This is a genomic window from Chitinophaga sp., assembly GCF_036569185.1.
GTDB lineage: Bacteria > Bacteroidota > Bacteroidia > Chitinophagales > Chitinophagaceae > Chitinophaga.
On the sequence record NZ_DATCRD010000281.1, the window covers coordinates 1 to 24,545 of the forward strand.

Below are 24,545 nucleotides of genomic sequence, written 5' to 3' on the forward strand. Positions count from 1 at the left end.
GGCGACTGGCTTGTCGCCCTCCCCACGCATGGCTTTGAGCCAGTTAAAATAACGCAACTCAAAATCCTGCATCGCCGCAATGCCTATCCAGCGGAAGTACATACGGAACTGCACGGGCGTATGCTCGCGGAACATGGCTTCGGTGAAGTTCCTGAATTCCTGCTGCTGGAAGCGGGCTGGCCAGGAGGGGAACACGATGCTCATGCCGAATTTGAAGAAGTCTTCCTGCAACATTTGAGACGCCCCATATTTTACATATTTCACTACATGTACCTGGCCGGGTTGCCCGTTTTTCATTTGCCGGATCATAAGCAGCAGGTCCAGCATTGTTTTTTCTACGGCAGCTTTTGAGGCTGGCGCTGTGAAATGCGCTGCTGTCAGCAATTCCGGCGTATCGCCGGGATAGTAGTAAATATTATACTGCTGCTGCACCAGCTGCTGCCAGCTGCCGTATGCATCCTTTTCGTTTAATGCAGCCGCCAGCGGTGCCATGTTGTCCAGTTGCGCTTCCCGCTCATCCAGCGTAAGCCATTGTGCATGCTGCAGCAGTAGCTTATTGCCCCTGTCGTAGATGCGGAATCCAAAACCCTGGTCTGCATAAGCGGGCTTCAGCAACAGGTGCTCCAGCAGGTAGCAGCCTTCAGACGCGGTGCTGATCTGCTTCAGGTGGCGGATCATTTCTTTCTGCGCATGGGTGGCTTCCCCGTGTGTATTTTCCCGGCTTACTACCTGCCATAATGCATGCGCGGTGTGCCGGTATACCACCAGGTAAATGTCATCTTCTTCATCATAAACAATCCGGTAGTTCGATGGGTCCAACCCGTAACGGAGCAGGGATACCGATTGCCGGCCGTAATCATATTGCTTGCCGGTAATGATTTCTCCTGATGCACTTTCTGCAATATTTACTTTGATCAGCTCATCTTTTACTTTGTATTCCTTCACCAGGTGCACATGTATATGTGCTTCGGGAGCATGCGCTGAAGTTACTTTCCACTTAGCTGAATCAAAGGCGGCGGTGAGCCGCTTCCGTTTTTCCTGTCGTATATGCAGCAGTTTATGCAGCATTGTTTCATAGCCAGACAGCTCGCCTCCTTCAAAAATATCTTCCCTGTAGTTGAAGGAGCGGTTACGGTTGGCGCTCAGTGCGGGCATGTCGCGGAGGATCTCCGCTTTCCACTCCAGCTCCGGGCTGATCCTTGCAGGCGCAGCGTCACGCCCGTAGGTTTGTTCATAAAAGTTCACAGGATATTTCAGCAACACGAGGTTGAAGCGCGCCAGTAAATGGTCCAATATGGTATTTTTGCGCTCCTGGTATACCTTGTCCGGTTCCGCTGCTTCCTGCATGTTTTTCATATATGGGTTACCGTTATCCTGGGTAAAATCATCCCAGGAAAGCGGGGCTTGCTGATCAGTGAAAGCCTTCAGCAGGGTGGCGGCATGCGGTACGTTATATAAAGGCTGGGTGGCATAGGTAACTGCAGGCACCTGGTGCAGGAAGGGAGAGAATAAATTGCCGATATTACTCAGCTGCGCCAGGTAATTAGCCAGCAGCTGTTCAAAGAACAGCAGGTAGGCTTTCAGTTGTTTGGCCTGGGCATGGCGGAGGGCGGGCGCATCTTTTTCCAATCCTGCATGCCCTATGCCATAAATAGCAGGGAAGGTATGCTGCAGCGAATAGTACTGACCCAGGTTGCGATAGGTAGCTTTCAGTGGTTTGGAAGCTTCTGAATTTTTGTGGCCGGCAAACCTCCTGCGGGCTACTGTTTTTACCTGTTCATACGTATTGAGGAAACCGGCATCGCGGAGATTGTATTCAAATTTATCGCTGGAGATCTTTATTTCGTGTTTCCCGCTTATCATTTCCAGGTAAGGGTAATGGCCTTCTTTAATTTGTATGGGTTTTGCCTGGAAGGTCCCGTTTTCATCTGCCAGGTAAATGGCTTTTACTTTTACCACGCCCGGCACCTGCGATACACTTTTCATCAGGTCCGCAGGGTCGGCGGTTTGCTTGCGGGGATGCAGGTCAGTATTGGCTACAAAGCCTTTTTTCAGCAGCGGCCCTGCGTATATCTCTTCTGCGGTATGACCGCTGATATACATTTCAGCGGCAGATACAAACCTTACCGGCGGATGCAGCGTCATTTCAAAGGCATTGCACATCAGGGCGAGGATCTGGTGAGGATCGTGCCTGCTGTCTACAATAATTTCTGCTTTGATAAAGATCTCCTGCGGTTGCAGGATGACGGCAGGCTCAAAGTCTTCCCCGATATTGCGGTACGACTGTAAAAAATGATCTGTTTGCGCAGCCAGTTTTTGTATAAGGTCTGCATTGCCGCTCATGTTCTGTGCAATGGCATCTTCCACCTGTATAAATACCCGGTACACACCTTTGATGCACCCGGATGGATGCGTGGTTTGCACAGGCTCGATCCAGATGTTTTCAATATTTTCTATTTCATCCAGTACCAGTTTGCGGTAATCATCCACTGTAACAGGGGCAGAGGTAAGTATCTCTGCACGGCGGAAAAAAGAATGAGGCAGCGGATCAATATTACCTTTTTTATCTGCCAGTATTTCATCTATAGGGAAAGCGGTACGGTAAGCCGGATCGGTGATGGCATAGCATAGCTGTTCCAGGATGGTTACACCGGGATCATGCAGGTTGTAATCGGTCCACTCGGTACCGGATAATTCCTGCACGCGGGCAATTGCTTCCTTCATTAAAAGATCATAGTCCATTGCAGCGGCAATGGGTTTATCCCTGTTGATCTGAACGGGAGTATCAGCCATATCGGTACATTAATAGTAGTATTCTTCCGGCATAAACAGCTCATCGCTCCATAGCCGGGTAATGTTGTAAAAAATTTCCACGCCTTCCCCGTAATTACTGTTGGAGCGTAGTTGCAGGGCATAGTTATGCGTGCCGCCTTTCCAGCGCAGTTTGATCTTGTTCCAGAAAAAGCCATAGTGTGCGCAACGCTGGCTGATCCTGTTATGCGCGCCGCCATAGGCAGCCAGCGCGGTGGCATGCAGCAACGCCATCCTGCCGGCGCCTTTTTTCCCGGTTCTGGCCATCACTTCAAAAGCCTGGCAGTTATCCAGCGATTCAAGGATGGGATGCCATTTGCCGTTGGCAGGAACGGTGCCTGTTTTGAAAGTGCCAACGCGACCCTGCATACCGGTGAAGCCATTGATGTCTACCTTAAAGCGGGGATCACTTTTCTTCCCGATACCCAGGTTACCATTGGTATGAAAGAAGAAGCTCTTCCCCGGGCCGGTCTGATCATCTTCGCCGGTGCCGGGTTTCATCCGCAGTGCGGGATAGTCCTGCTCATCTTTTTCCATACAGAAAAATGGCTCCAGATCGTCTGTGGCGCGGTAGAAGGAGAGCAGCCGTTTGGAATCGCCCAGCGTGGCCACCAGCAAACCATTGTCTTCATCTTTTGAAAAGCCGTCTTCCTGCTTGTTGATAGTAGAATCTATCAGGTAGCCGAAATGATTTTCAGAAGGCATTACGCCGTTCCTGAAATATTGTTTGAGCTCATCCCGCCCGTATACTTTTTTACTTTGTTGCATGTCCATATGTCTGGAATTTATATAAGGAGATGATTAGCTGATATGATGTGCATCATGGCGGCAGCAGGGAGATGGTAAGCATCTCTTCATCGGCGGTGTGATCCGGTCGTTGAGGCGTTGCCGTTATAGCGGGGGGATCGTTGCCAATGATCAGTTCAGTGCTGATCTTCAGCGCATCAATGCCCAGCGGCTGCGGCGCTTTATATTCCGGTGAGCGCAGCACGGTGATCAGGTGTTCTTTCGATGGGATCAGCACCGATTGAGGCAAAGAAGGCACTATCTCCTGCAGGTCGCCTGTGGCAGTATCTGTAGAATAAGCGGTCAATACGCCCGTATCTTCATCTTTCGTATAATAAAAATGCACCAGGGAAAACCCCGTGATATATTCAACGTAAGGCTGCCGGTTGATATAATTGAGCAGTTCGGATTTATACAGGGTGCTGCCTATTTTCAGATGAGAGGAAGGATCAAACAACCAGGGGCAGAGATATTTCCGGATATCCAGCTGCAGCTGTTGCAGGTGGCTGTTCTGGTTGTTTTCCGACGGATCCCTGAACAGGATGCTGCATACTACTTTCACACTTTCATACACGGGGTTGCGGATAGACAAACGGACAAAAGGTGAAATATGCTGCTGCATAAATGCCTGGATGCGGCACAGCGTATCCAGGTCTACCTTTGGTTCTGCGCTGATAAATAGCCCGCTGTCCGATTGCCGGGGCACTACTACAATACTGGCGTCTTCATCCCTGGCGCCGGGAGGGGCGGTGATACATTTTACGATCAGTATTTCCGGGAATGCTTCCAGCAATACCTGTGCAATATCCAGCGCAGTAACCGGCCGTTGTTTATGCCGCAGTCTCTCGCTTACGCGTGTATAAAATTTACTTTCCGATTCCCTTTTTCTTCCACCGAAGGAAGGAAACAATTGCCAGATAGCCTGGATGGTGCGGATATCCCGTTTCGTGTTTTTGATGGTCAGCGGTGGAATGGATAATACTGTTTCAAGGGAATTACCAATGCCCTGCAGTACCCGTTCTGCTGTTACGGCATTGGGAAAAATACCGATCACCCGCGGGGTGATGCATTCATGGGATGGCGTGGAGATCCTGATCCACCAGGCGCCTGGCTGCATGATGCTGTTATTGGTATTGATGCCGGCCGGTACCCGGATCTTTACTATGCCGCTCCGGGAAAGGTTATTGGTATTATCTGATAAAAGACACATGCCATCAAAAGGATGCCATTTGTTATCTGCCAGGTAGTCCCAGTGCAGCGGCGGAGGATCGGTAGTGGTATCAGTGAAATATTTATCTTCCAGCTGGAACAGCAATGATAGTTCCTCTCCTGGTTTCAGCTGGTTAAAACCAATGTATAAATGCCCTGCTTCGTTAAATACCGGCAGCAGTGAGAAATCGCTGTAGCCATTGCCGGGGTAAATGGATTCATTCCCGAATACGCCTACATGATGTACTTCCATGGTTTCACCCGGGGCAAATGTTTTTACGGGCTTCAATGATTCGGAATGCTCCAGTGTATAACCAATGGAAAGGGATTTTATCATGGGCGCATAAGGCAGGCCGGGTTGTGGTTTTTTCCGGGAAGGATGTTTGGCATTATATAAAATAATTTCCGGGAAGATAAGCGTGTACAACTGGTGCCCGAATGCTTCAGCAGGAGCCGCCAGTTCAAGTCGCACGGCGCCCTGCCGGTAACTGGTGGTACTGTGCTTTGCTTCCCTGTTCATTTTCATCCCGTTGGTAAAACTGATCTTATTGAAGTCAGGGTTACTGATCAGGGAAGTATCAGAAAGATAAAGATCGCCTTCTTTGTCGCGGTAAGTGCGGAACAGCTGGAACAATTCCTGGTTACCACGTTCGGGTAAAAACACGCCGTTGTTGATACTGCTGATGCCTACCTTGTAGGCATTGTTGGACATACCGCCGGGATAGGCGGCGTAGTAGCTGTCGAACCCGTTTATATTTTTAGGAAGATCCAGCCATTCCAGTTTAATGCTGAAGTCTTTCGTATACTTATTAAACACATTGGTATTACAGATATCGAGAAACGATCCCACTGCGGGCATAGGGCCAAACATCCGGAAGGAGTGGAGCGCATTTACTTCTCCTATATTGTTATCCAGTTTTACTGTACGGAAGCCGGTTACTTTAGCCGTTACCGTTACCCTTTCCAGTACCAGGTGGCGTAAGAAAGAATAAGGATGATGGAAGCTGTTATTATTCAGTAATACTTTTAGTAACGGGAGCGCAGAGGAAATGTTGCCGCTATGTATCTCCGGGTCAAACACGCAGAAGGCGGCTTCGCTGCTGCGCAGCAGGAAGTTGATCACAATGGCATTGTCGGCCTGTTCTGCGGCGGTGCACCGGACGTTGTAATGACTGATCTGTTCCCATCCTGCAGGCGAAGTATAATACAGCAGGAATGCGCCGGACATCAGCTCGCTGTTGGTGATAGCGGCGTTCCTGCCGGTAACGGCGGAGAAGTTCTGCAGGTATTTTATCAGCCCGGCATAACTGGCAGCGTTGAAATGCAGCCGTACCTGTACGGAGCGTACGCCTTCTGTAAGGTATAATGTTGGCGATCCGATCATGAACCCAAGTGAGGCATCTTCCATGGTGCGCACCGATTGGGAAAGATCATGCTGGTCTTCTCCCAGCAGGGGCCAGGTAACAGGCGGGATGGTTAGTTTGGCAAAAGCCGGCGCCGGTATTACAGGGTGAACAGCATGATAGATGGCTGCTTCGCAGATATTGCTGGTTTGCAGCGACCTTGCTGCCACCTGTAAATAGTTGCTTACATACAGGGTATGTATAGCGGTAATAGCAGTGGCATGTGCTTTGAAATGCTCTGTCAGCTGGTATTTCAGCGGTTCTTTTTTAGCCGGGCTGGGAGCAAGCAGTATCTCTCCCTTGTCCAGTGTAAGGTAACTGATCTGCGGGGCTGGTGTTACCAGGATATGAACTTTGTCCGGCACGGCGTGCAGCGGTTCCATACCCAGTATGGTCCGGTAATAATAATCGAGATGTCTTTTAGGTATTCCGTTGATCTGGTCCTGCAGGTGTTTATAAAGCTCCGTAAAGGCCATTAGCAGCCCCATATGCGGTGTATGTTTCCGTTCGCGGAGCTGGTTCTTCAGATAGAAAGACGCGGCGCTGGAAGTCTGGTAAAACTTTGTGCGCAGGGTGTCGTAAATTTCATTCAGTGAAAAGAACCCGCTGAAGGTATCATCGCCATCTGTGGTTTGTTGGGAGATGGCCGGGAACAATTGCTGCAACCGGGCAGTAGTGGCAGTGCCGCGCAGGGTATGATGCCTGGCGGTTTCATAAGGGAACAGCTGTTTTACCTGTATTTCATACCGGTATAGCCTGGCGGTTTCCTCTTCCACCGTCCGGATCACCTGTTCCGCATAATGCCGGATCACCTGTTGCTTATCTGAGAGGGACAGTTTCTGCAATACATCCATCAGCTCAATGGCAATATCATAGAGGAGCACAAAGAAGCCGGCGGTATGTTTAAAAAGACCGGCTTCATTACTTGCTTTCCCCATTGCTTCCCGCAGGAAAAGATATTTCTCCTCGTAGGCGGTGAATTGCAGGTTGGAGCAGATGATGAGCATGATCACCAGGTCGGCATGAAAAAACTCCTGCCAGTCCCCATCCGGCTGATGCTGGAAATTATAATAGTTGAACTGGCTGGAGAGCGCTGTAAGCTGCGCCAGCAGGTCGAAGGTGCTCCGGTTATCCACTTTTACATACGCAGGCTGCAGTGCATCCAGTTGCCGTTCCAACTGGCTCACGCCATCCTGTATATTTTCAAAGTAGTTGTTCATCGTATGCTGATGTTGGTGCCTTCCAGGAAATAGAACGGATACACCATGTTATGCCGCGTATTGGTGGCAATCACGGTGTAGTTGATCTGTACATACACCACGCCGCTTTCCATGGTCTGGTCTGCGATCTGGCAGTCTGCCAGTTTGATGCGCGGTTCATACTCCAGCAGCGCATGGTAAATGATATGATTCAGTTCTGCGGCGAAGCGGGAGTCTACCACTTCAAATACCATCTTCCTGATATTACAGCCAAAATCAGGCAGCATAATACGTTCCCCGGGAATGGTACTGAGAATGATGCGGATACTTTCTTCAATATCCGCTATATCGGATACCATCAGCACGGATGCATTGGGTTTATCAAAGGAAGGGGGAAAGCTCCAGCCTGTCCCTAAAAATGATTTAATTTCTTTTGCCATCGTTAACCTCCTATTAATACGGTCGGACATCCCAGTACCACTACGCCGCCATGCGCGGTGCTATCGCCCATACGCACTGCAGGCCTGCCGCCTATCAGTACGGTGAATGAGCCCATGATAGCGGAATCAGGCGGCCCTACGCAGGTGCACAGGTCGCCCACAACAGAAGCGGGCAGTCCGCCAATCAGCACAGTGGGCATGCCGGGGCCTACAATAGGCCCGCCTACATGCGGGATAGGTGGAAGCGCCGGCGTAACAAGCGGGCATACATGCATATCTGTGATCCTTGCGGCGGGTTGTCCCATGTTTCGTTTTTTTATGGTTTAATTAATCATTACCACGCCTCCCTGTATCACCGTGGATGCGGAAGAGGAGAGGGTGGCGGAAGCATTGCCGGTGGCGCTGAGCGTAGTGTCGGCCGATAATGAAAGCGTAGCCCCGCTCATTTCCAGCGCCGCAGTAGCGGCTGCATTGATGGATGCCCCGCTCAGCTTCAGCTGCCCGGTGGCTTCCAATGTAAGGTCGCTGGCGCTTTTGATAGTAATGCCTGCCGGCGCCATGGTAATGGTGTTACTGCTCTGGTCTTTTACTACTATTTCCTGGGAGGTATCGTTCAATGTAATGCTGTTGCCTCCGGGTGTAAGAATGGTGATGATCTTGTTCTGATCATCAAAGCTAACCTGCAACTGACTTTTGGTATACAGGGCCTTGATGTAGTTGTTATTATCTGCCGGCGTTACCGGCGGTGTTTTTGCCTTGCCATATAAAGAGCCTATGATCACCGGGTAGCGGGGATCATTTTCTACAAACGCCACTACTACTTCATCGCCCACTTCAGGAAAAAATACGGCGCCTGCAGTGGCGGTGGCATAGAAAGTAGACAGTCTTGCCCAGGTGCCCTGCTGCCCTGTAGCGGTACTGGCCAGCATCACCTGCACACGGTACTCTGCGCCGGGATCTTCTGAAATGGCTACTACGGTGCCCAGCTGCAGTCCCTGTATGGCGGGCAGCTGCCCGTTGGCCGGTGAGTAGGAAAAATTTTCCCTTTCATAGATCGGCTTGCTGTTCAAACCAAATTTTGCATTGGTGTTCCACACGCCTTCTTTAAGCGTATGGGTTACCGCCCACACATAGGCGTTCCCGTTAAAGCGGGCGCCTACGCCGGATAAGGCGATCAGGGTATTGGGCCATACGGTGGCATTGCCCATAAAAGATACCTGCCCGCTGACAGATTCCAGCCGCATACGCAATAAGGTGCTGTTGGCCCATGTTTGCAAACTCTCCTGTGCAAGGGGAGAATTGGATACCAGTTGCAGCGGGGTCTGACTCAGCGCGGAAGCCAGCGTACTGGCAGTGATATTGCCTTGTGCATTCAATCCCGGCTCCTCTGCGTTCGCCGTGATCATGGCCAGCGTTTGCGGATCCCAGGCGGCAGCGGAAAGGGAAGGCACCTGTTTCTCTGCGTTCACAGAAGCGTTGAAGCTGATCAGCGATTCGCCGAAAGCTACGGATACCACGGGCTCCCCGCTTACTACGGGTGGCGCTGCTACTATTTTATCTGCTACCAGTGATACTACGTAACCATTAAATTCCGCACGCGATAACAGGAAATCCCAGTCGGTGCTGAACTTCTGGAACACCAGTTCATTAACGGCGCTGGTGCTGGTTACTTCTCCGCTCAAACCACTGTTGCTGATGGCGGCAGACATGATAGCGCTATCTACCTGGTTCATAAACACCGCATCTTTTCTGGTGATGGTCATCTTCACCGCGCTGTGCTTACAGGTAACGATCAGGTGAAATCCCTGGTCGGTAGCCTGTATGGTTTGCTTTACCACTATGCCGGTGAAAATATTTTCTTCACCACCGTTGCCATACCCGGCAGTGATCGTGATGGTGTTGCCGGGTAAAAAGCTGTCGCTGTCGCTCGCCGGGAAATCGCCTATCACGCCTGTAGATGCTTTGGCGGTGGTACCATCCGACAGCATGATTTCTGCATAGGAGATCCGGTTCAGCTCATGATGTATGGTAACAGATATAACAGGGTACGTATACTGCACGGCGGTGCCGTTTGCCGTGATGGTATAGTGCAGGGTAGGATCTGCTATATTGATAGGTACAACTGTTGCCATGAGCGATTATTTCTTTAGCGGGGGAAAATAAAGCCCGTCGCCCGGCCTGATGTCATGAATGCTGTTCAAACCGTTCACCCTGGCCACTTCCATGTAATAACCCGGTTCCCCGTAAATGCGGTAGGTCATTAGCGGGAGTGTATCACCGGCCAGTACGGTGCGTATGTGTGTAAGGTCCGGCGACGCTACGCCGGATTCTTTTATTTTCGTTGCAAAGGCTACGGACTCTATTACGTTGAGTTTTATCACTGCGCGCAATGCCGTGCCGCTGGTGCTGAACAGGCTGTATTTAATGTTGATGGTTTTACATACGCCGGTGAAAGTAGTGTTGCCCCAGGTGATCCGCAGGTAGTTGGGCCGGTGGTCTTCTCCCTGGTAATTGTAAGCGATATTCATCACTTTTTCAATATAGGCATCTACGGTAAGCCCGCCGGGAATTGGCACTACACCGGTTCCATCCACCAGCAGCTCCAGGTCAAAATTCCCTGATTCCATGCTGCTGAAGATCTGTGTAGGCGCAACAGCGCCCTGTTCATCGGTGTTCTTGTAATTGATGGTATAGTTGAGCGTATAACTATCCGGGTTGATCACGGCTGATACGCTGTCGATCAGCTGCGTGGTTTCCGGATCGGCATAGCCGGCCAGTAATAATTTTGTGGGTCCTCCTTGCGTGTTATTCATCTTGCGGGTGAGTTTTCCAGGCTAGTAATTAATTTATCCATGCATTCCCTTACTATTTTATCTTTCAGGGCCTGAAGGTCTTTGATACCGGTAGATGCGGCCTGTTGAGGGGGATGTTCTTCTATGGTGACCTTGATCACCAGTTCTCTTATTTCCAAAGGCATAACTAACTGATTTGTTGAAAATAATCATAGCATAGTTCCAGCGTTTCCAGGGCAATAGAATTTTCCTGCGCTTTGAATTCAGATACTTTGTATGCTACGGGATACGCGTTTAAGAACTGCCAGGAAGCTACCAGTCCCCGGTTGGCATTCATCAGGCTTACTGTTACCGGTACGGGAGAAAAAGTAAAGAGGTTAATGGCATTTTGCGCCCAGGTGATCAGCTGTGAGCCGGTGAGCATTCCTCTTTTCAATACCAGGTTCCCGTATTTGGGCGGTTGCGGAAGCCGGTGAATAAACCTGTTTTCTCCTCCTTCCTTTGCTTCCAGCGGTGTAATGGTAGCGGTAAGACCGCTCACTTCCTGGAAGCTGCCTTCATTGCTGCCGGTGATGCCAGGTATATTTACCCTGAAATAAAATCCTACGGGCGGATAGAAGGGCGTTTGTGCAGATGATGGCGGTGGTGGCGGAATGGGCATGACAATTTATTTGAGGGCATGAATAAGCGGAGTAACGGATAACGAAGCCGGTTCCTGCAACCAATTCCGCTACCCGTTGTCCGTTTTTTATTTAGTCAGATGCAGTCCTTCGTGCGCTACTTCCATTGTTTCCACCGCTACTTCATTAGCGTCGGATTTCATATCAGTAACGGTCATTTTACAGGGGAAAGCATTGGTAAGCGTCCAGTTCATGGCGGTTTGCCCGGTTTCGTCGAGCAAACTTATAACAATGGTGGAACGCTTGATGGTGTTCATTTTAATGAGATCGTAATTGTCCCACAGGGTAGTATCTCCTTTGAAGATACCTTTCTTCAGGGTGATGTTATTGAACTTTGCAATACCGGGCATTTTTACCACGGAGTATACAGGATTACTGCCGCCACGGTATTCTATTACCTGTGTTTCAGAAGTGAGGCCGGTTACTTCCTGGAATATGATCTCTTTGCCGTCCCACATCACCTTGAAGGAAAACTTTACCATAGGCCAGGTGGCCTGTGATTGGGTGGAGCCGTCATCTGCCATAATTGTAAGTTTTAGAAGTTATTGAATAGATTTTAGTACCGGTTATGATTGTTGCATTTGCTGCTGGAAAGTGATCACGATAAATTCTGCAGGGCGTGTAAGCGCTACTTTTACTGTGATGAGCATTTTGCCATCCAGGATGTCCTGTGGGGTCATGGTAGTGCCAATACCTACCTGTACATCGAAAGCCTGTTCCGGTGCGGCGCCCGCCAGCGCTCCCTGTTTCCACAGGTTTTGCAGGAAGTTGTTGATCATGCTCTTTACAGTGATCCATGTTGTAGCATCGTTGGCTTCAAACACATAAGCGCGTGTGGCCAGTTTAACGGATTGCTCAATCATGATCAGCGTGCGCCTTACGTTGATGTAACGCCAGTCGAGGCTGTTGCCATCCAGTGTTCTGGCGCCCCATACCAACGTACCTATGCCGGCAAACGGCCTGATCACGTTGATGGATTTTCCTGCCATGATATCTACGTTGAGATTTTTTTGTTCTTCCCCGGAGATGTTAACGGTAGGAGCTGATACCATGCTGATGGATACATTGGCCGGCGCTTTCCATACGCCGCGTGAATTATCTACCAGCGTGTAAATGCCTGCCATAGCGCCGCTTGGAGGCAATTCGTTCAACTGGGAACGTATTTCCTCCAGGATATGTACGTAGGTGGGACTGGCGGCTTTGAGCGACTGGTGATAGTTCTTTTTCGTGTTGCTGTCCGGCGTTGCATTGGCTTTGAATTTGGTGATGATCTGTGCAGCTGCAGGTTCAGGTAACAGTTTCTCCAGGTCAACGCTGGCGTCCAGGTTTTCAAAGTCTACTTCGTCAGGTTGTACAATGGTGGTTTTCAGCCATGGATGATAGGCCGCGCCATAGTTGAGCGAGTTTACGCCGATCTGGTCCCGGAAGGCGCCTATCACGTCTTCCAGTACATCGGATGGCTTTTGTTTTACAAGATCAAAGATGCCGAAGCGGCTTTGCATATCTGCGCAGTGCTGCAGCACCTGTGTATACACCGAGGTATAGGCATCAGCCCCCAATGCAATGATGTCGGGGATGACAATAAGTGTGGGCTCCGCTTCCTTTTCCAGCAGGGTGAAAACATTAGGCTTGCTGTCAGACCCGATGAAGTCGTCGGCCGCAATGGTAAAGCCATCCGCCTGACCGCCGTAAGTACCTACCGACAGGATGTAGCACAAACTTCCGCTGTTACCAAAAAACAACCGGATGCTGTTGTAGAAGTAAGCAGTGTTGTTGTCTTTGATCTGCACCACGGAAGGTTTCCCGTTGATGTTAAAAGTTTCCTGTTTCACCTTGGGATCAGCATCCGCCAGGGTGAACTTAGGCTTGAACTCACTGCCAAAGTATTCCAGGTACTCCGCGAAGGAGGTGATCCTGGTTGGCTTGTGAACAAGGGATTTACCATTCCTTTCTGCTTTCTGCGTATAGCCTATAAATACAGGCACTGCAGTTTCCACAGCGGTAATGGAACTGGGGAACGCATTTTTCTCCTCAATATAAACCCCTGGGGTCATGAAGGTTGATGCCATATTAGGTGTTTTTTTGTTTAGTATAAAAATATTTCCGAGTACGTTTTACCATTGGTATGCCATGATCTTCCCGCAGCAGATATCCTGTTGATCTCCGGTGAAGGAAGAGGGGAGATGATGACCTTGTGTTTGTTGTTTCCATCCGGTGCCCTGTCTGCCAGTTTGAGTATATCAGGACTCCTGTCAGAAAGCGGGATAGGATCTTTGGATACCAGTACGGGAACCTGGTTCCTCTCCGGGAGCGCTGCCTGCAGCGGTTCGCTGAAACAGGACACCCCGTTGTTGTTTAGTATTACCGGGTGGGCCAGTGCAGCCAGCTGTTCACTCATCAGGTAATAACACCAGTAAGTGCTCCTGGCTTTAAAGTGGATCAGGTAATTATCCTGCAGGGATTCATCCAGCCTTAGTACCAATAGCCCGAATGGTTTTGTAAAGTATGTTTCCTGCAATTCATCTGTTCCACGCAGGTCTGCTGCATCTGCATAGGAATACCGGTGTAAAACGCCTGGTGCATTTGCGGTATCATTACCAAACATAAAACACCTTGTGGTAATATCGTTGGTATCAATTGCCGTATAGTTATAAAACAAAGGATCTTTCAGCACTATCTCAAATACAAGCGTTATGTTACTACCCAATAAGCCACTCCTGGTGCGCATTCCGGCGCCCAGTGAATTGTACAGCAACGTACATCCGGATGCCTGTTGTTTAAGCAACAGGTCAGCGTTCAGTAATTGTTTTCCGGTAGCGGCAGGTATACGGATGCCAATGCCTTCATAGAATAGCGCCTGGAAAAAATCGTGACGGTAACGGATAGTGGTCAGTATTTCATATTGTTGTTTCATTCATATTTTTCAACTAGCTAAGGATAATATTATCTGGCCGGTAACAGATCCCCGGCAGTGCCCGCAATAGCTGGCCTGTATTCTTTAATAATCGAATCGTCGAACGTTAACATGCGCACTTTATACAACACGGATGGCATGTATTTGGCGCCCAGCGTGGCCCACATGTTGTTTAACCTGTCTGGCCCGGGGCTTTCCAGTTCAAATGCCAGCTTGCTGATGCCTGCATCCAGCGATGGCGTATTTTGTGCGGTAAAAGTATTTTTAGATTGAAAGAATGCCACGGTGTATGAAAGGAATCGTAGGGCCTGTGCATAGTTACTGCTGCTGAAGTAAGCAGAAAACAGGACATAGAGATTGATGGAAACGGCTGCTGCTGAAGTATTGTACATACCGGCGCCGCTGTTGGATATGGATGTTCTCGCTGTTTCTTTTTCAACATTGACAAGCGTTACAAGCATTTTGTTTTCTCCCTGTATGGCAATGGAACCATCCTGGTTTACTATACCGGAGAGGATCATTTTATCTTCGTTGATCTGTAATTTTCGCTTCAGGCTATTGTTGATATCTTCTGTAACACAGCTAAGGGCTTCATAGATCATTGGAATTGTATTTAATTCTTACCGTGTGATGTGTGTACTGTCCTGTAAATTATCCGGGCTGAATGAGGTCCGTTATTTTGAGAATGATTTCGAGTTTTCAAGTTGATGTCACAATATAAATTCAAAAAAGCGATTTAAATATTTTTATTTGAAAAAATATTTTTCTATCTTTTATTTCTCTTAAGCATCCTGATGAATCCCTCTCGAAAAATAACTGCCCTGATAATTGCATACCTCATTTTCTTTCATTGCAACAACACCGTATACGGCAGTAATACCTGCATGTATGGTTGTTTCCAGGAGTCGCCGGTTAAGTTACCAAAACCGCCAAAGCCGCCACCAATGCCGAAAGCGCCGAAGCCTCCAAAGCTGCCGCAGGATACTTCTGTCAACACAAAACTGATACAGCGTATTTTAAAATTCTTCCGTTTCCGACATAATGCCCAGGCGCGCGAGCGCGCACGCGTTTTATATATCATCAACCAGACTTTGACAGATTCGCTGGTAGTTAGTAAGGATGACATACGAAAATTGAATGCAGCGTTAACCAAAAAAGAGAACCAACAGTTTGATTCGCTGATGGCATTACTGAACCAGATTGCTGCAAGTCATGCTAACGAACCTGCCGGACCAGCTACTGACACCGCCGGTAAAAAAGCGGTGCAGGAACCGGACAGCGCTGTGCCCGGAACAGACCTGGATGCACTGGTAGATAAGATGATGCCGATACTACAGCAGAAAAGCGAGGAGCAGGATGCAGAGAATGCGAAGGCTGCTCACCTGAATACTGTACGCTCACTGTACGGGCGCCCGCCTGACCAGGTAGATACATTGAGAATGGGGGATAGTCTCGGGGCGCGTTACCTGGTGCGGCTTTCACAAAAAGTAAATGTAATGGGCATCCAGCCATACTGGATGGAGCAGGATTATACTACCTACAACTTTAACGCATTAAGTACCTATAGTTTTCTTGGTTACCTGGTAAACGGGCAAACCGGTCAGATAGAGCCGGCCTTCCGGCAGGATCAGGTGAGATCCATTCCCGATGCGGTGTCGGCAGGATGCAACCTGCAGTTTCTTTTCCTGGATAAAAAAAGCAGCAATATACTGGCATTGCTGAAAAGTAAAAATGCACAGACCATATTTTCGGATAGCCTTGCCCGTTTGCTGGTACAACAGAAAGCAGATGGCGTGACTATTTATTTCCAGGCATTACCGGATAATCAACGTGCCGCTTTCAGTAGTTTTATCATCATGCTTTCCGGGGCATTGAAGAAAGCAAATGCAAATTTTAAGATCAATGTAGTGGTACCGCCCTATGATCCTTCCTACAACTATGACCTGCGCGCGCTCCATAGCTACGTGGATTTATTTATCATTGATTTTACACAGGCGGGTGGTGAAACGGCGGGACCATTGGCGCCGTTGGATGGCAACCCTTCAAAGTCTCTGACCGGCGCTGTTACCAGATATCTCCAAGGCGATATTCCTCCTTCGCAGGTTGCTCTCTTACTGCCTTACTATGGCGCTGTATGGAAAAAGGGAAGGGATGGCAGCCCCGATGTTTTCAGCCGCTATGTTAGTTACAGCGATATACGTAAACAGTATCCTTCTGATACCGTTCCCATCTTCGATGAAACTACCGCCACTTTTTTTATTGAAGTAAGAGATCAGTATGGAGTAGTGAAAGAAGAGATCTGGTTTGATGATGGCATCAGTATGTCTATGAAATACGACTTTGTGCTGAAGAATAAACTTGGCGGTGTGGCCCTGTGGACGCTGGGTGCAGACAATGGCACTACAGATCTTTCTGATGCGCTGGTCGACAAATTTGTAGTAACAGATACACTTTTCCTGGATACGGTTTCCCTGTATCCGCCTATCCCCAAAAATTTAACTTTCTGGCAGCGTGTAAAGAGAGAGCTGCGTATCTATGCTATTTTATTCAAAGATCCCTGCAGCGTGGATGTGTCGCAATATGAAGGCGACACGTATTTTGTTTATTTCACCATTGGTTTCTTTGTTCTATTTCTCATTGCGGGTGCCGCCTATTTTTATTTTGTGAAAACACAGGGGGACGACTGGAAGTGGCGGAAGAAGTTGTTGATGTTGTTGATTGTATTGATCCTGCTTACCGTGGTGAGCGGGTTTATGGCGCTTTTTCTCAATAAGGAAATGCCGTTTGTAGGCATCAGCAGCATACCAGGGGAATGCCATAGCGTACCGCTAACAAGTGTACTGGCCATACTGGGTATCGGATTTGTACTTGGATTGCTGATCATGCACTTTTTCCTGCAACCGTTTTTGAAAGATGATGATGTGCCTTAACGGTTATCATGAATGCAGGTGCTTTGTTATCTTAGCAGCATGAAAAAAAGACGCGTTATTTTCTTCTTGTTTGATCATGTGCACCTGCTTGACCTGGCGGGCGCGGTCACTGTTTTTTACGAAGCAGGTTGTTGCGGCCATCCTTATGAATTGCGGTATGTATCGCCCTTTACAGCACCGGGAACCTCATCAGGACTGGGTTTTACACAGGTGGAGCCGTTGGGCGCCATCACGGTACAGCCGGAAGATATTGTGATCGTAGCAGGTATGGACCTGTCGAAATGGGATCATGCAGATGACGGTATATGGATACCCTGGTTACAACATGCGGCAGGGATAGGCGCTACGGTATGCTCTGTTTGTACTGCCGCCTTTGCGCTGGCGGTGGCAGGCCTGCTCGATGGCCGCAGCTGTACAACGCATTGGGGCTATACCAGGGCGCTGCAGCAACACTTCCCGAAGTTAAAGGTAATAGAGAACAGGTTGTTCATAAAGAGCGATAACATCTACACCAGCGCCGGTATCAGCACGGGTATTGACCTGGCGCTGTTCCTCGTGGAGGAAGATCATGGACCAGCCTTCGCTTATACGGTGGCCAGGGACATGGTGGTATATATCCGCCGTGATGGAGCATCGTCGCAGCAAAGCATCCATTTGCAACACCGGCAGCATATCAATCACCAGGTACATGCTGTACAGGATCATATCACCCATCATCTCCATACTAAACTGGTCCTTTCCGAACTGGCGGCAATGGTGTATATGTCGCAGCGCAACCTTACCCGTCTCTTCAAATCTATCACTGGTATTACTATAGGGGAGTATATCCGCGTTCTGCGGGAAGAGAAAGCCATGCAATTGCTGAAGGAAGGTGAGAAGCTGGCATGGGTAGCCAAAACCTGCGGGATCGGCAGCACACGGCAGCTGGGCCAGCTGGCGAAGAAAGCGGGCCTGAAAGCTAAAATGGCCTGATCGGCAGCTTGTTTGTCCTTCTTTGCAGGGTACCGCCGCCGTAACTTGCAGGCACAATCACACCATATGAAACATTTTTTCTTTTTATTGCTATGCATACCCTTGTGGAGCATGGCGCAACAGCAAACGGGGAGCTATGTTTGCCCTCCCTGCGGCCGCTGTGATTCAATTGTATATCAGCAACCCGGAAAGTGCCCTCATTGCGGGATGAGGCTGATACCACAACAGACCTCAAAAGCCTCCCGGCAGGAAGCCGGCAGCATCTGTTTCTATTTGTATGATGGCACGGAGGTGCTCGATTTTGCTGGTCCGCTGGAAGTCTTTTCCTATGCGGGGTTCAGGATATTTACAGTTGGCAAAACGAAAGCGCCGGTAACTGTACAGGGCGTGCTGAAAGTAATACCTGATTATAGTATACAGGATGCGCCACCGGCCGACATTTTCGCGATATTCGGCGGAGATGATGGGGTGGCCGCCGGTGATCCGGAAGTGATCAGCTGGATCAAAAGCCGTGATGCCGCTACCAAAGGTTACTTCTCTGTATGTACCGGTGCTTTTGTATTGGGCAGGGCCGGTTTGCTGGATAATCTTACCGTTACTACCTTTCACAACAGTATACAATCTTTACAGCAGGCAGTGCCTTCTGCAAAAGTGCTGGCGAATGTACGGTATGTAGATAATGGCCGTATCCTCACCACAGCGGGGATCTCCGCGGGTATAGACGGCGCCCTGCACCTGGTAGCGAAGCTGAAGGGAGAAGCCGAAGCAATGCGTATCGCAAAGCATATGGAATACGATAAGTATGTGCCGGAACAGGGAATGACCGTGAAGCACTGAGATAAATACCTGTACATAAAGAAGGCGTCTCAACTATTTTTGAGACGCCTTCTTCTTTATATAAAACAATGCTACTTTTTATTCCACCATACCGGCTGGCTGATATAAGTAGGGTTGCCTGCTGTAGGATCAGCGCTCAGCACCTGCTCGCTGTTATAATTGATTTCATAACTGGGTACCGCAAAACGGCGTGGCCAGTCGGTTTGAGCCGGGTAATACAGGCTGTTCACATGTGCAGGGCGTTTAAACCCTTTGTAAACGCCTGTTGCCTCGTTATAGTTTCCGGCTGCATCCGTACAGTAATTCAACCTGCGCAGGTCGGCCCAGTTTTCCGGGGAGTACGATAAGGCAATGTACTTCTGGATCATGATATGGCTGATGGTAAGCAGTGCCGGCGACTGCACCACGGAACTGCTGTTCAGGAACGCGTCTATAGTGCCTGCAGGAATATCCATCAGTTCCATATGCGCACGTATGCCTGCTTTGTAGGCGGTAAGCGCTTCTGTGTTCTTCGATTGTTTAATCAGGATCTCCGCTTCAATAAAACGCAGTTCCGCATTGGTAAGCAACAAACCTTTTCCGCCCCTGCGGGTATACCAGGTACCGGTAGATTGTATGCGGTCGGTAGCCGTTGGCGCATACGGTGTTTTTCGCAGGATCACATAAACCGAGTCCTGATTGGAAAAAGTGTTGGTATTGGCGTTATACGTATAAGATAGCGGCCGGGTGTTGGTAAGGCCGGAAGTCATATCCACGGCCTGTGTACGATGCATTACTCCATTCTGGTCTGCCGTGCTGGGAATAAGCAGGTCTATTCTCGGATCTTCCATATCAGTAGCTCCTTTTGGCGCGCCGGTATAGTTGTTGGTGAGATAGTCCATGTACAGTTTGGTGATCCTGGCAGTAGTAGCCGTGTTGGTGTATTGTAAGGCTTGTTTGTCGGAAGCTGCAACATCAGGTCCTTCGTCCACATATTGCATCACGGTGCTTTGATCTTTGGACTGTGCGCCCTTTGATGCGGCATCCAGCACTGCCTGTGCGTTGAAGCCAGGCAGCCCGGAAGTATGATTCAGCCAGCGGGCCTTTAAGCCATAAGCCAGGCGGATCCACTTGTCGGTGCTGCCGTTGTTGAGGATATCTCCCCTGGACAATGGCGGCGCAGTAGGGCCTTGTGTTTTCTGCAGGTCGGCAATGGCTTCATCCAGCAGTGCCAGCACTTTTTCCTGGATGTAGGCGCCCTGGTCAAACTTAGGCGTGATGGTAGTGGGATCATCAAACTGGTCGTAAGGCATCATGCCAAATACGTCTGATAATGTGCCAAAGCCCCATGCTTTAATGATCTTGGCTGCACCGATATAATGATATGCCTGTACTTTTTCAGCGGCAGTGATCAGCGGCGTTACGTTCACGGCGGTATTTACATACCAGCATTGCCAGGGCCACTGTATGTTGGTGGTGTTGGATACCCAGGCGGTGAGATTATAATTGCTTCCGCCCGCCGCGTATACGGTGGCCAGTTGCTGGGAAAGATAGGCGGCACGGGTACCGGTGCTTTCATACGCATCGCAGAACTGTGCAATGAGTGGAGGCAGCCGTTGTTCTGCCGTAGGTACCGTTGAATTGGCGCTATTGGGATTGTCGTTTACATCTACCCATTTCTTACAGGAAGCAAGGGTAAACGACAGGCTGATGAGCAAGCATACTTTTTTCATGTTCCGCACATTTAGAATTTAAGATTTAAACCAATGGCAAATCCTGCTGTAGCAGGCACACCGCAATAATCGATGCCGGAGGAACCGGAGCCTATTACTCCTGCGCCGGCAGTACTGGTTTCGGGATCCATACCAGAATAGTTGGTAAACAATACCAGGTTGGTGCCGGTGGCGGTTACGGTGGCATCTCTCAGCCAGCGCATATTGCTGAGCCATGTTTTAGGAAGCGACCAGGAGAGGGAAACAGAACGAAGCCTCATCCAGTTTACTTTCTCCAGGAAGAAAGGAGCATTTTTTATATAGATGTCCCGGTAGTATTTTTCAGATGCCGTTACCGTTCTGCTTACCGGTTCAAACTTCCCGGTGGTGGGATTTTTGGCTACGCCGGTAAAGGAAATTTCGCTGTCGCGGTTTAAGGTCCGTTCACTCAGGCCATAGGAGGTAAGCAGGTAATCGGTACCGTTATACACATCTCCGCCTACCCGGAAATCCCAGAGAAAGGAAAAGTTAAACTGCTTATAGTTAAAACTGTTGTTCAGTCCACCCAGGAAATCAGGCTCACGGTTACCTATATACGTAGTAAGCGAAGTAGTAGGAATGGGATAACCGGTGTTCCAGTCGAGTAGCAGGTTACCGTTTTCATCTTTCTGCCATACGGAACCGCTTACGCCCATAAACACGCCGCCATCAAACGATGCAGCCTGACCTGTTGCCAGGTGCACGTCTGTTACATACAGGATAGGCAGGGAGCCTGGAAGGGATTTTACTACGCCTTTGTTATGCGACGCATTGAGCGCTATATCCCAGCTGAAGTTTTTCCGTTTTACCGGTGTGGCATTTATGGATATTTCTATGCCTTTGTTTTCAATGGTACCGGTATTCACAGAGCTGAGAATATAACCGGTGGCATTACTTACCCGTGGCGTCAGGATCTGGTCGCGGCTGTTGGTAACATACCAGGTGAAATCAAATCCCAGCCGGCCGTTCAGGAAACGCATCTCCGTACCAAACTCGGTAGAGGTGGTGGTTTCCGGTTTCAGGTTATCGTTTCCTCTCGACCAGTAGTTGCGGAAGCCGCCGCCAATGGTAAGCTCAGGGCCGAACAGGTAGGTATTGGTCTGATAGGGAGGAGCATCTTTACCTACCTGTGCCCAGGATGCGCGTATTTTACCAAAGCTCAGGATATTGTTTTTGGGAATCAGTTCCGTGAACACCAGGCTTCCGCTTACAGACGGATAAAAGAACGATTGGTTCTGCTCCGGCAGGGTAGAGGCGATATCGTTACGCCCGGTAGCGCTCAGGAACACGATATTCCTGTACGATAGCCGCAGGTCTCCATAGAAGCCCGCCAGTCTTCTGCGGGAAATTCCCTGGCTGATATACTGGTTTTCCTTGGCTGCGTTGTTAATGCTGACAAAGGTGGGGATGGTGAAGTTTTCTGCACGGGCCGAATTGGATTTCGTGTAGGCGTCTTCGGTAGTAGCTCCTAACAGGAGGCTCGCGTCCCAATCTTTATGAAATGTTTTGTGGAAGTTCAGCATCAGGTTGGAGTTCACATAATTGTAGTTCCGCTCTGTTTCAGACAGCATTCCTTTTTGCCAGCCTTCCTTTACACTGGAGCCGGGGGAGATTAAATTCCGCAGCTGCGTATAATAGTTATCTACTCCTAAACGGTAGGTGGCGTCAAACCAGCTTGTCACTTTTACATTCACATAGGCAGTGCCTATAAAACGGGTGGTTTTGTCGGACTGCGGGTTGCGGTAAATGATCCAGTAGGGATTATCAACATCGGTGTCTAGCGGGATATCTGGTAGCAGCCGGTGTTTGGAGCCATCGGCATTCAGCCATACTTTCATGTCATCGTTCCGTGGCCATGCAACTATACTTTCCATGTAGCCTGATCCGCCGGAGGCCCACAGGCCGCTTCCTGTAAGCGTTTTCTGGGTTTCGCTCCGCGCATAGGTGGCATTTACGCCAAAAGTGAAAATGCCTATCTTTTGCTCTCCGTTGAACCGCACGGTGGAGCGTTCAAAATCGGTAGAAGGCACTACGCCTGATTGGTTCAGATTGGAACCGGATAAATAGAAATTGCCATTGGTACTACCTCCTGAAACGGTGAAGCTGTTGTCGAACGCATTGGCGGTTTTGAAGAAGTCCTTCATATTGTTGTAGATCTTATCGCCCGCGCCAAATTTATCTCCCCACGACATTGCCGTTTGATCGGTAAGGGTACCGCTGTACCTGGAACCTTGTTTATAAACGCTTTGCTGTTTGGGCAGCCGGTTTACCCAGTTGGTAATATAGCGGCTGGTAACGGAAGCGGCTATATTACCGGCTGTACCTTTTTTGGTGGTGATCACAATAGCGCCGGCGGCGGCACGCAGGCCATAAAGCGCAGCGGCGGCAGGTCCTTTCAGCACGGAAATGGATTCTATATCCTCCGGGTTGATATCCATGGCGCGGTTGCTGTAGGTAGTGCTCTGGTTAATGGAGCCGTCGAATGCGCTGTTATCGCCCTGCCCGGTGGAGTTGTCCATGGGCATACCATCAATGATGAACAACGGCTGGTTATTGCCTTCCAGCGAGGTGCCTCCGCGAATGATGATGGAGGCGGAAGCGCCGGGTGCGCCCCCGGAATTGGTGATGTTCAGCCCTGCAATTTTACCGTTGAGGGAATTGACGAGGTTAGGGTCTTTGTTTTTAAGCAATTCGGCCGACTTAATATCCTGCACCGAGTAGCCAAGTGCTTTCTTTTCTTTTTTGATACCCATTCCCGTTACAATCACCTGTTCAAGTGAGCTGGAGCTGGTAAGCATCTTTACATCGATGGTAGTGCTGTTACCTACAGGGATGTGCTGGCTTTCGTAGCCGATGAAGGAAAATTCCAGTACATCGCCGGGGCTTACACTGATGCGGTAATGACCTGTTGCATCCGTTTGGGCATTACGGTTGCTGCCTTTAATTCTGACGGTAACGCCTGGCAACGGGTTACCATCGTCGGCCAGCACCAGGCCGGTAATGGGTTTTAGTTCCTGCGCATACGCAGCGTTGGGCAACATTAGCAGTATCAGTGACAAGGTCACCAATAGCCGGAGAGGTTTTCTCATGTTCTGTTGTTTTAAATGAAACTGATATTTGGTTGAGTATTACACGCGCGTTTGGATTTACAGGTTGTTTACGTGATCTTGTTTCTACAATGCGAACGTTGGTCGTGTTACAGGAACAGGCTCTGTTTTGGTTGAACTATACTGTCGGGCAACTAAAAAAACGATTTTCTCTAAGCATAAACATGATACTAAGATAAGCGCAAAAATGACTTGTAGGTAATATAAAATGCTCTTTTTTTAAGATGGCTTCAGGGATAGTATTTCAACAGCAGGGCAGGAGAAAGTGTGTTGTAACGTAGAGTTAGCAGGGCTACAGGGAATGGCTGCAGGGTAACCGGTTAGGTGAACTGCTTCTTCAGTTTGGCGAAGTATTCTTTGATGGCGGCAGCTTTATCTTTCTTTATTTTCTTTCCAAGTTCCCTTCTTGGGCAGTTCTCATTGTATTTTGCACCCCAGTCCATGATCTCGATGATGATGGGTAAGAGGTCGATCCCCTTTTGGGTAAGACTGTAAATAAACTTCGACTTATTGGCCGGCGAAACTTTCCTGGTGAGTATACCTTCCGCCTCCAGTACGCCCAGCCTGTTGGCCAGGATATTGGTCGCTATCTTTTCCTCTGAGTCCAGGAACTCGCTGTATGACAGTTTTCCCCTGAGCATGATATCCCTTATGATCAGCAGTGACCATTTATCCCCGAAAACATCCAGGGAACAACTGATTGGGCAATCCGACCGTGTTTTATCCATACAGGTA

General features: G+C 49.2%; 20 protein-coding genes. 3 read left to right on the top strand and 17 right to left on the bottom strand.

All coding sequences use genetic code 11. The features are described from left to right. From VIM72_RS21750 to VIM72_RS21815, 14 genes are all read right to left on the bottom strand, one after another. Positions 1 to 2,793, bottom strand: a 2,793-nt coding sequence (locus VIM72_RS21750) for a hypothetical protein (protein ID WP_332004932.1), incomplete at its 3' end; no start/stop codon positions are given. Between the two features lie 9 nt (positions 2,794 to 2,802). Next, positions 2,803 to 3,585 carry a hypothetical protein gene (locus tag VIM72_RS21755; RefSeq protein ID WP_332004933.1) on the bottom strand — a complete coding sequence of 261 codons (783 nt, stop codon included), beginning with the start codon at positions 3,583 to 3,585 and terminating at the stop codon, positions 2,803 to 2,805. Between the two features lie 46 nt (positions 3,586 to 3,631). Next, positions 3,632 to 7,429: a hypothetical protein gene (locus tag VIM72_RS21760; protein WP_332004934.1), complete on the bottom strand. Its 3,798-nt coding sequence runs from the start codon at positions 7,427 to 7,429 to the stop codon at positions 3,632 to 3,634. Then, entirely contained in the window at positions 7,426 to 7,848 is a 423-nt protein-coding gene (locus VIM72_RS21765; RefSeq protein WP_332004935.1) for a GPW/gp25 family protein, read from the bottom strand. The genes VIM72_RS21760 and VIM72_RS21765 overlap by 4 nt, the downstream gene beginning before the upstream one ends. 2 nt (positions 7,849 to 7,850) lie before the next feature. Further along, entirely contained in the window at positions 7,851 to 8,153 is a 303-nt protein-coding gene (locus tag VIM72_RS21770; RefSeq protein ID WP_332004936.1) for a PAAR domain-containing protein, read from the bottom strand. Between the two features lie 18 nt (positions 8,154 to 8,171). Further along, positions 8,172 to 9,980 carry a type VI secretion system tip protein VgrG gene (gene vgrG / locus VIM72_RS21775; RefSeq protein ID WP_332004937.1) on the bottom strand — a complete coding sequence of 603 codons (1,809 nt, stop codon included), beginning with the start codon at positions 9,978 to 9,980 and terminating at the stop codon, positions 8,172 to 8,174. Between the two features lie 6 nt (positions 9,981 to 9,986). Then, positions 9,987 to 10,661, bottom strand: a complete 675-nt coding sequence (locus VIM72_RS21780) for a hypothetical protein (protein ID WP_332004938.1) — start codon at positions 10,659 to 10,661, stop codon at positions 9,987 to 9,989. After that, entirely contained in the window at positions 10,658 to 10,825 is a 168-nt protein-coding gene (locus tag VIM72_RS21785) for a DUF5908 family protein (RefSeq protein WP_332004939.1), read from the bottom strand. The genes VIM72_RS21780 and VIM72_RS21785 overlap by 4 nt, the downstream gene beginning before the upstream one ends. A gap of 2 nt (positions 10,826 to 10,827) precedes the next feature. After that, a complete protein-coding gene (locus VIM72_RS21790) occupies positions 10,828 to 11,301 on the bottom strand; it encodes a phage tail protein (protein ID WP_332004940.1) in 474 nt (157 codons plus the stop codon). An 87-nt stretch (positions 11,302 to 11,388) separates the two neighbouring features. After that, on the bottom strand, positions 11,389 to 11,844 hold the full coding sequence (locus tag VIM72_RS21795) for a phage tail protein (protein ID WP_079467630.1): 456 nt from the start codon (positions 11,842 to 11,844) through the stop codon (positions 11,389 to 11,391). Between the two features lie 42 nt (positions 11,845 to 11,886). Next, on the bottom strand, positions 11,887 to 13,389 hold the full coding sequence (locus VIM72_RS21800) for a phage tail sheath family protein (protein ID WP_332004941.1): 1,503 nt from the start codon (positions 13,387 to 13,389) through the stop codon (positions 11,887 to 11,889). A gap of 17 nt (positions 13,390 to 13,406) precedes the next feature. Next, positions 13,407 to 14,234 carry a hypothetical protein gene (locus tag VIM72_RS21805; protein ID WP_332004942.1) on the bottom strand — a complete coding sequence of 276 codons (828 nt, stop codon included), beginning with the start codon at positions 14,232 to 14,234 and terminating at the stop codon, positions 13,407 to 13,409. A 29-nt stretch (positions 14,235 to 14,263) separates the two neighbouring features. Next, a complete protein-coding gene (locus tag VIM72_RS21810; RefSeq protein WP_332004943.1) occupies positions 14,264 to 14,836 on the bottom strand; it encodes a DUF4255 domain-containing protein in 573 nt (190 codons plus the stop codon). Between the two features lie 245 nt (positions 14,837 to 15,081). Beyond that, positions 15,082 to 15,231, bottom strand: coding sequence for a hypothetical protein (locus VIM72_RS21815; RefSeq protein ID WP_332004944.1), 150 nt, complete (start codon positions 15,229 to 15,231; stop codon positions 15,082 to 15,084). Between the two features lie 94 nt (positions 15,232 to 15,325). Between VIM72_RS21815 and VIM72_RS21820 the strand changes: the two genes are divergently transcribed. The 3 genes from VIM72_RS21820 to VIM72_RS21830 all read left to right on the top strand — a co-directional run bounded on the left by VIM72_RS21820 (position 15,326) and on the right by VIM72_RS21830 (position 18,973). Then, positions 15,326 to 17,164: a glycoside hydrolase family 18 protein gene (locus VIM72_RS21820; protein WP_332004945.1), complete on the top strand. Its 1,839-nt coding sequence runs from the start codon at positions 15,326 to 15,328 to the stop codon at positions 17,162 to 17,164. A gap of 39 nt (positions 17,165 to 17,203) precedes the next feature. Beyond that, a complete protein-coding gene (locus VIM72_RS21825) occupies positions 17,204 to 18,136 on the top strand; it encodes an AraC family transcriptional regulator (RefSeq protein ID WP_332004946.1) in 933 nt (310 codons plus the stop codon). A gap of 111 nt (positions 18,137 to 18,247) precedes the next feature. Then, positions 18,248 to 18,973: a DJ-1/PfpI family protein gene (locus tag VIM72_RS21830; RefSeq protein WP_332004956.1), complete on the top strand. Its 726-nt coding sequence runs from the start codon at positions 18,248 to 18,250 to the stop codon at positions 18,971 to 18,973. A 71-nt stretch (positions 18,974 to 19,044) separates the two neighbouring features. On the opposite strand, the gene VIM72_RS21835 is transcribed toward VIM72_RS21830, so the two are convergent. From VIM72_RS21835 to VIM72_RS21845, 3 genes are all read right to left on the bottom strand, one after another. Then, positions 19,045 to 20,685 (bottom strand): SusD/RagB family nutrient-binding outer membrane lipoprotein, encoded by a 1,641-nt coding sequence (locus VIM72_RS21835; protein WP_332004947.1) that lies wholly within the window; start codon positions 20,683 to 20,685, stop codon positions 19,045 to 19,047. Positions 20,686 to 20,696: 11 nt separating this feature from the next. Next, positions 20,697 to 23,792, bottom strand: a complete 3,096-nt coding sequence (locus VIM72_RS21840) for a SusC/RagA family TonB-linked outer membrane protein (RefSeq protein ID WP_332004948.1) — start codon at positions 23,790 to 23,792, stop codon at positions 20,697 to 20,699. Positions 23,793 to 24,130: 338 nt separating this feature from the next. Further along, entirely contained in the window at positions 24,131 to 24,538 is a 408-nt protein-coding gene (locus VIM72_RS21845; protein ID WP_332004949.1) for a helix-turn-helix domain-containing protein, read from the bottom strand. Between the last annotated feature and the right edge of the window lie 7 nt (positions 24,539 to 24,545).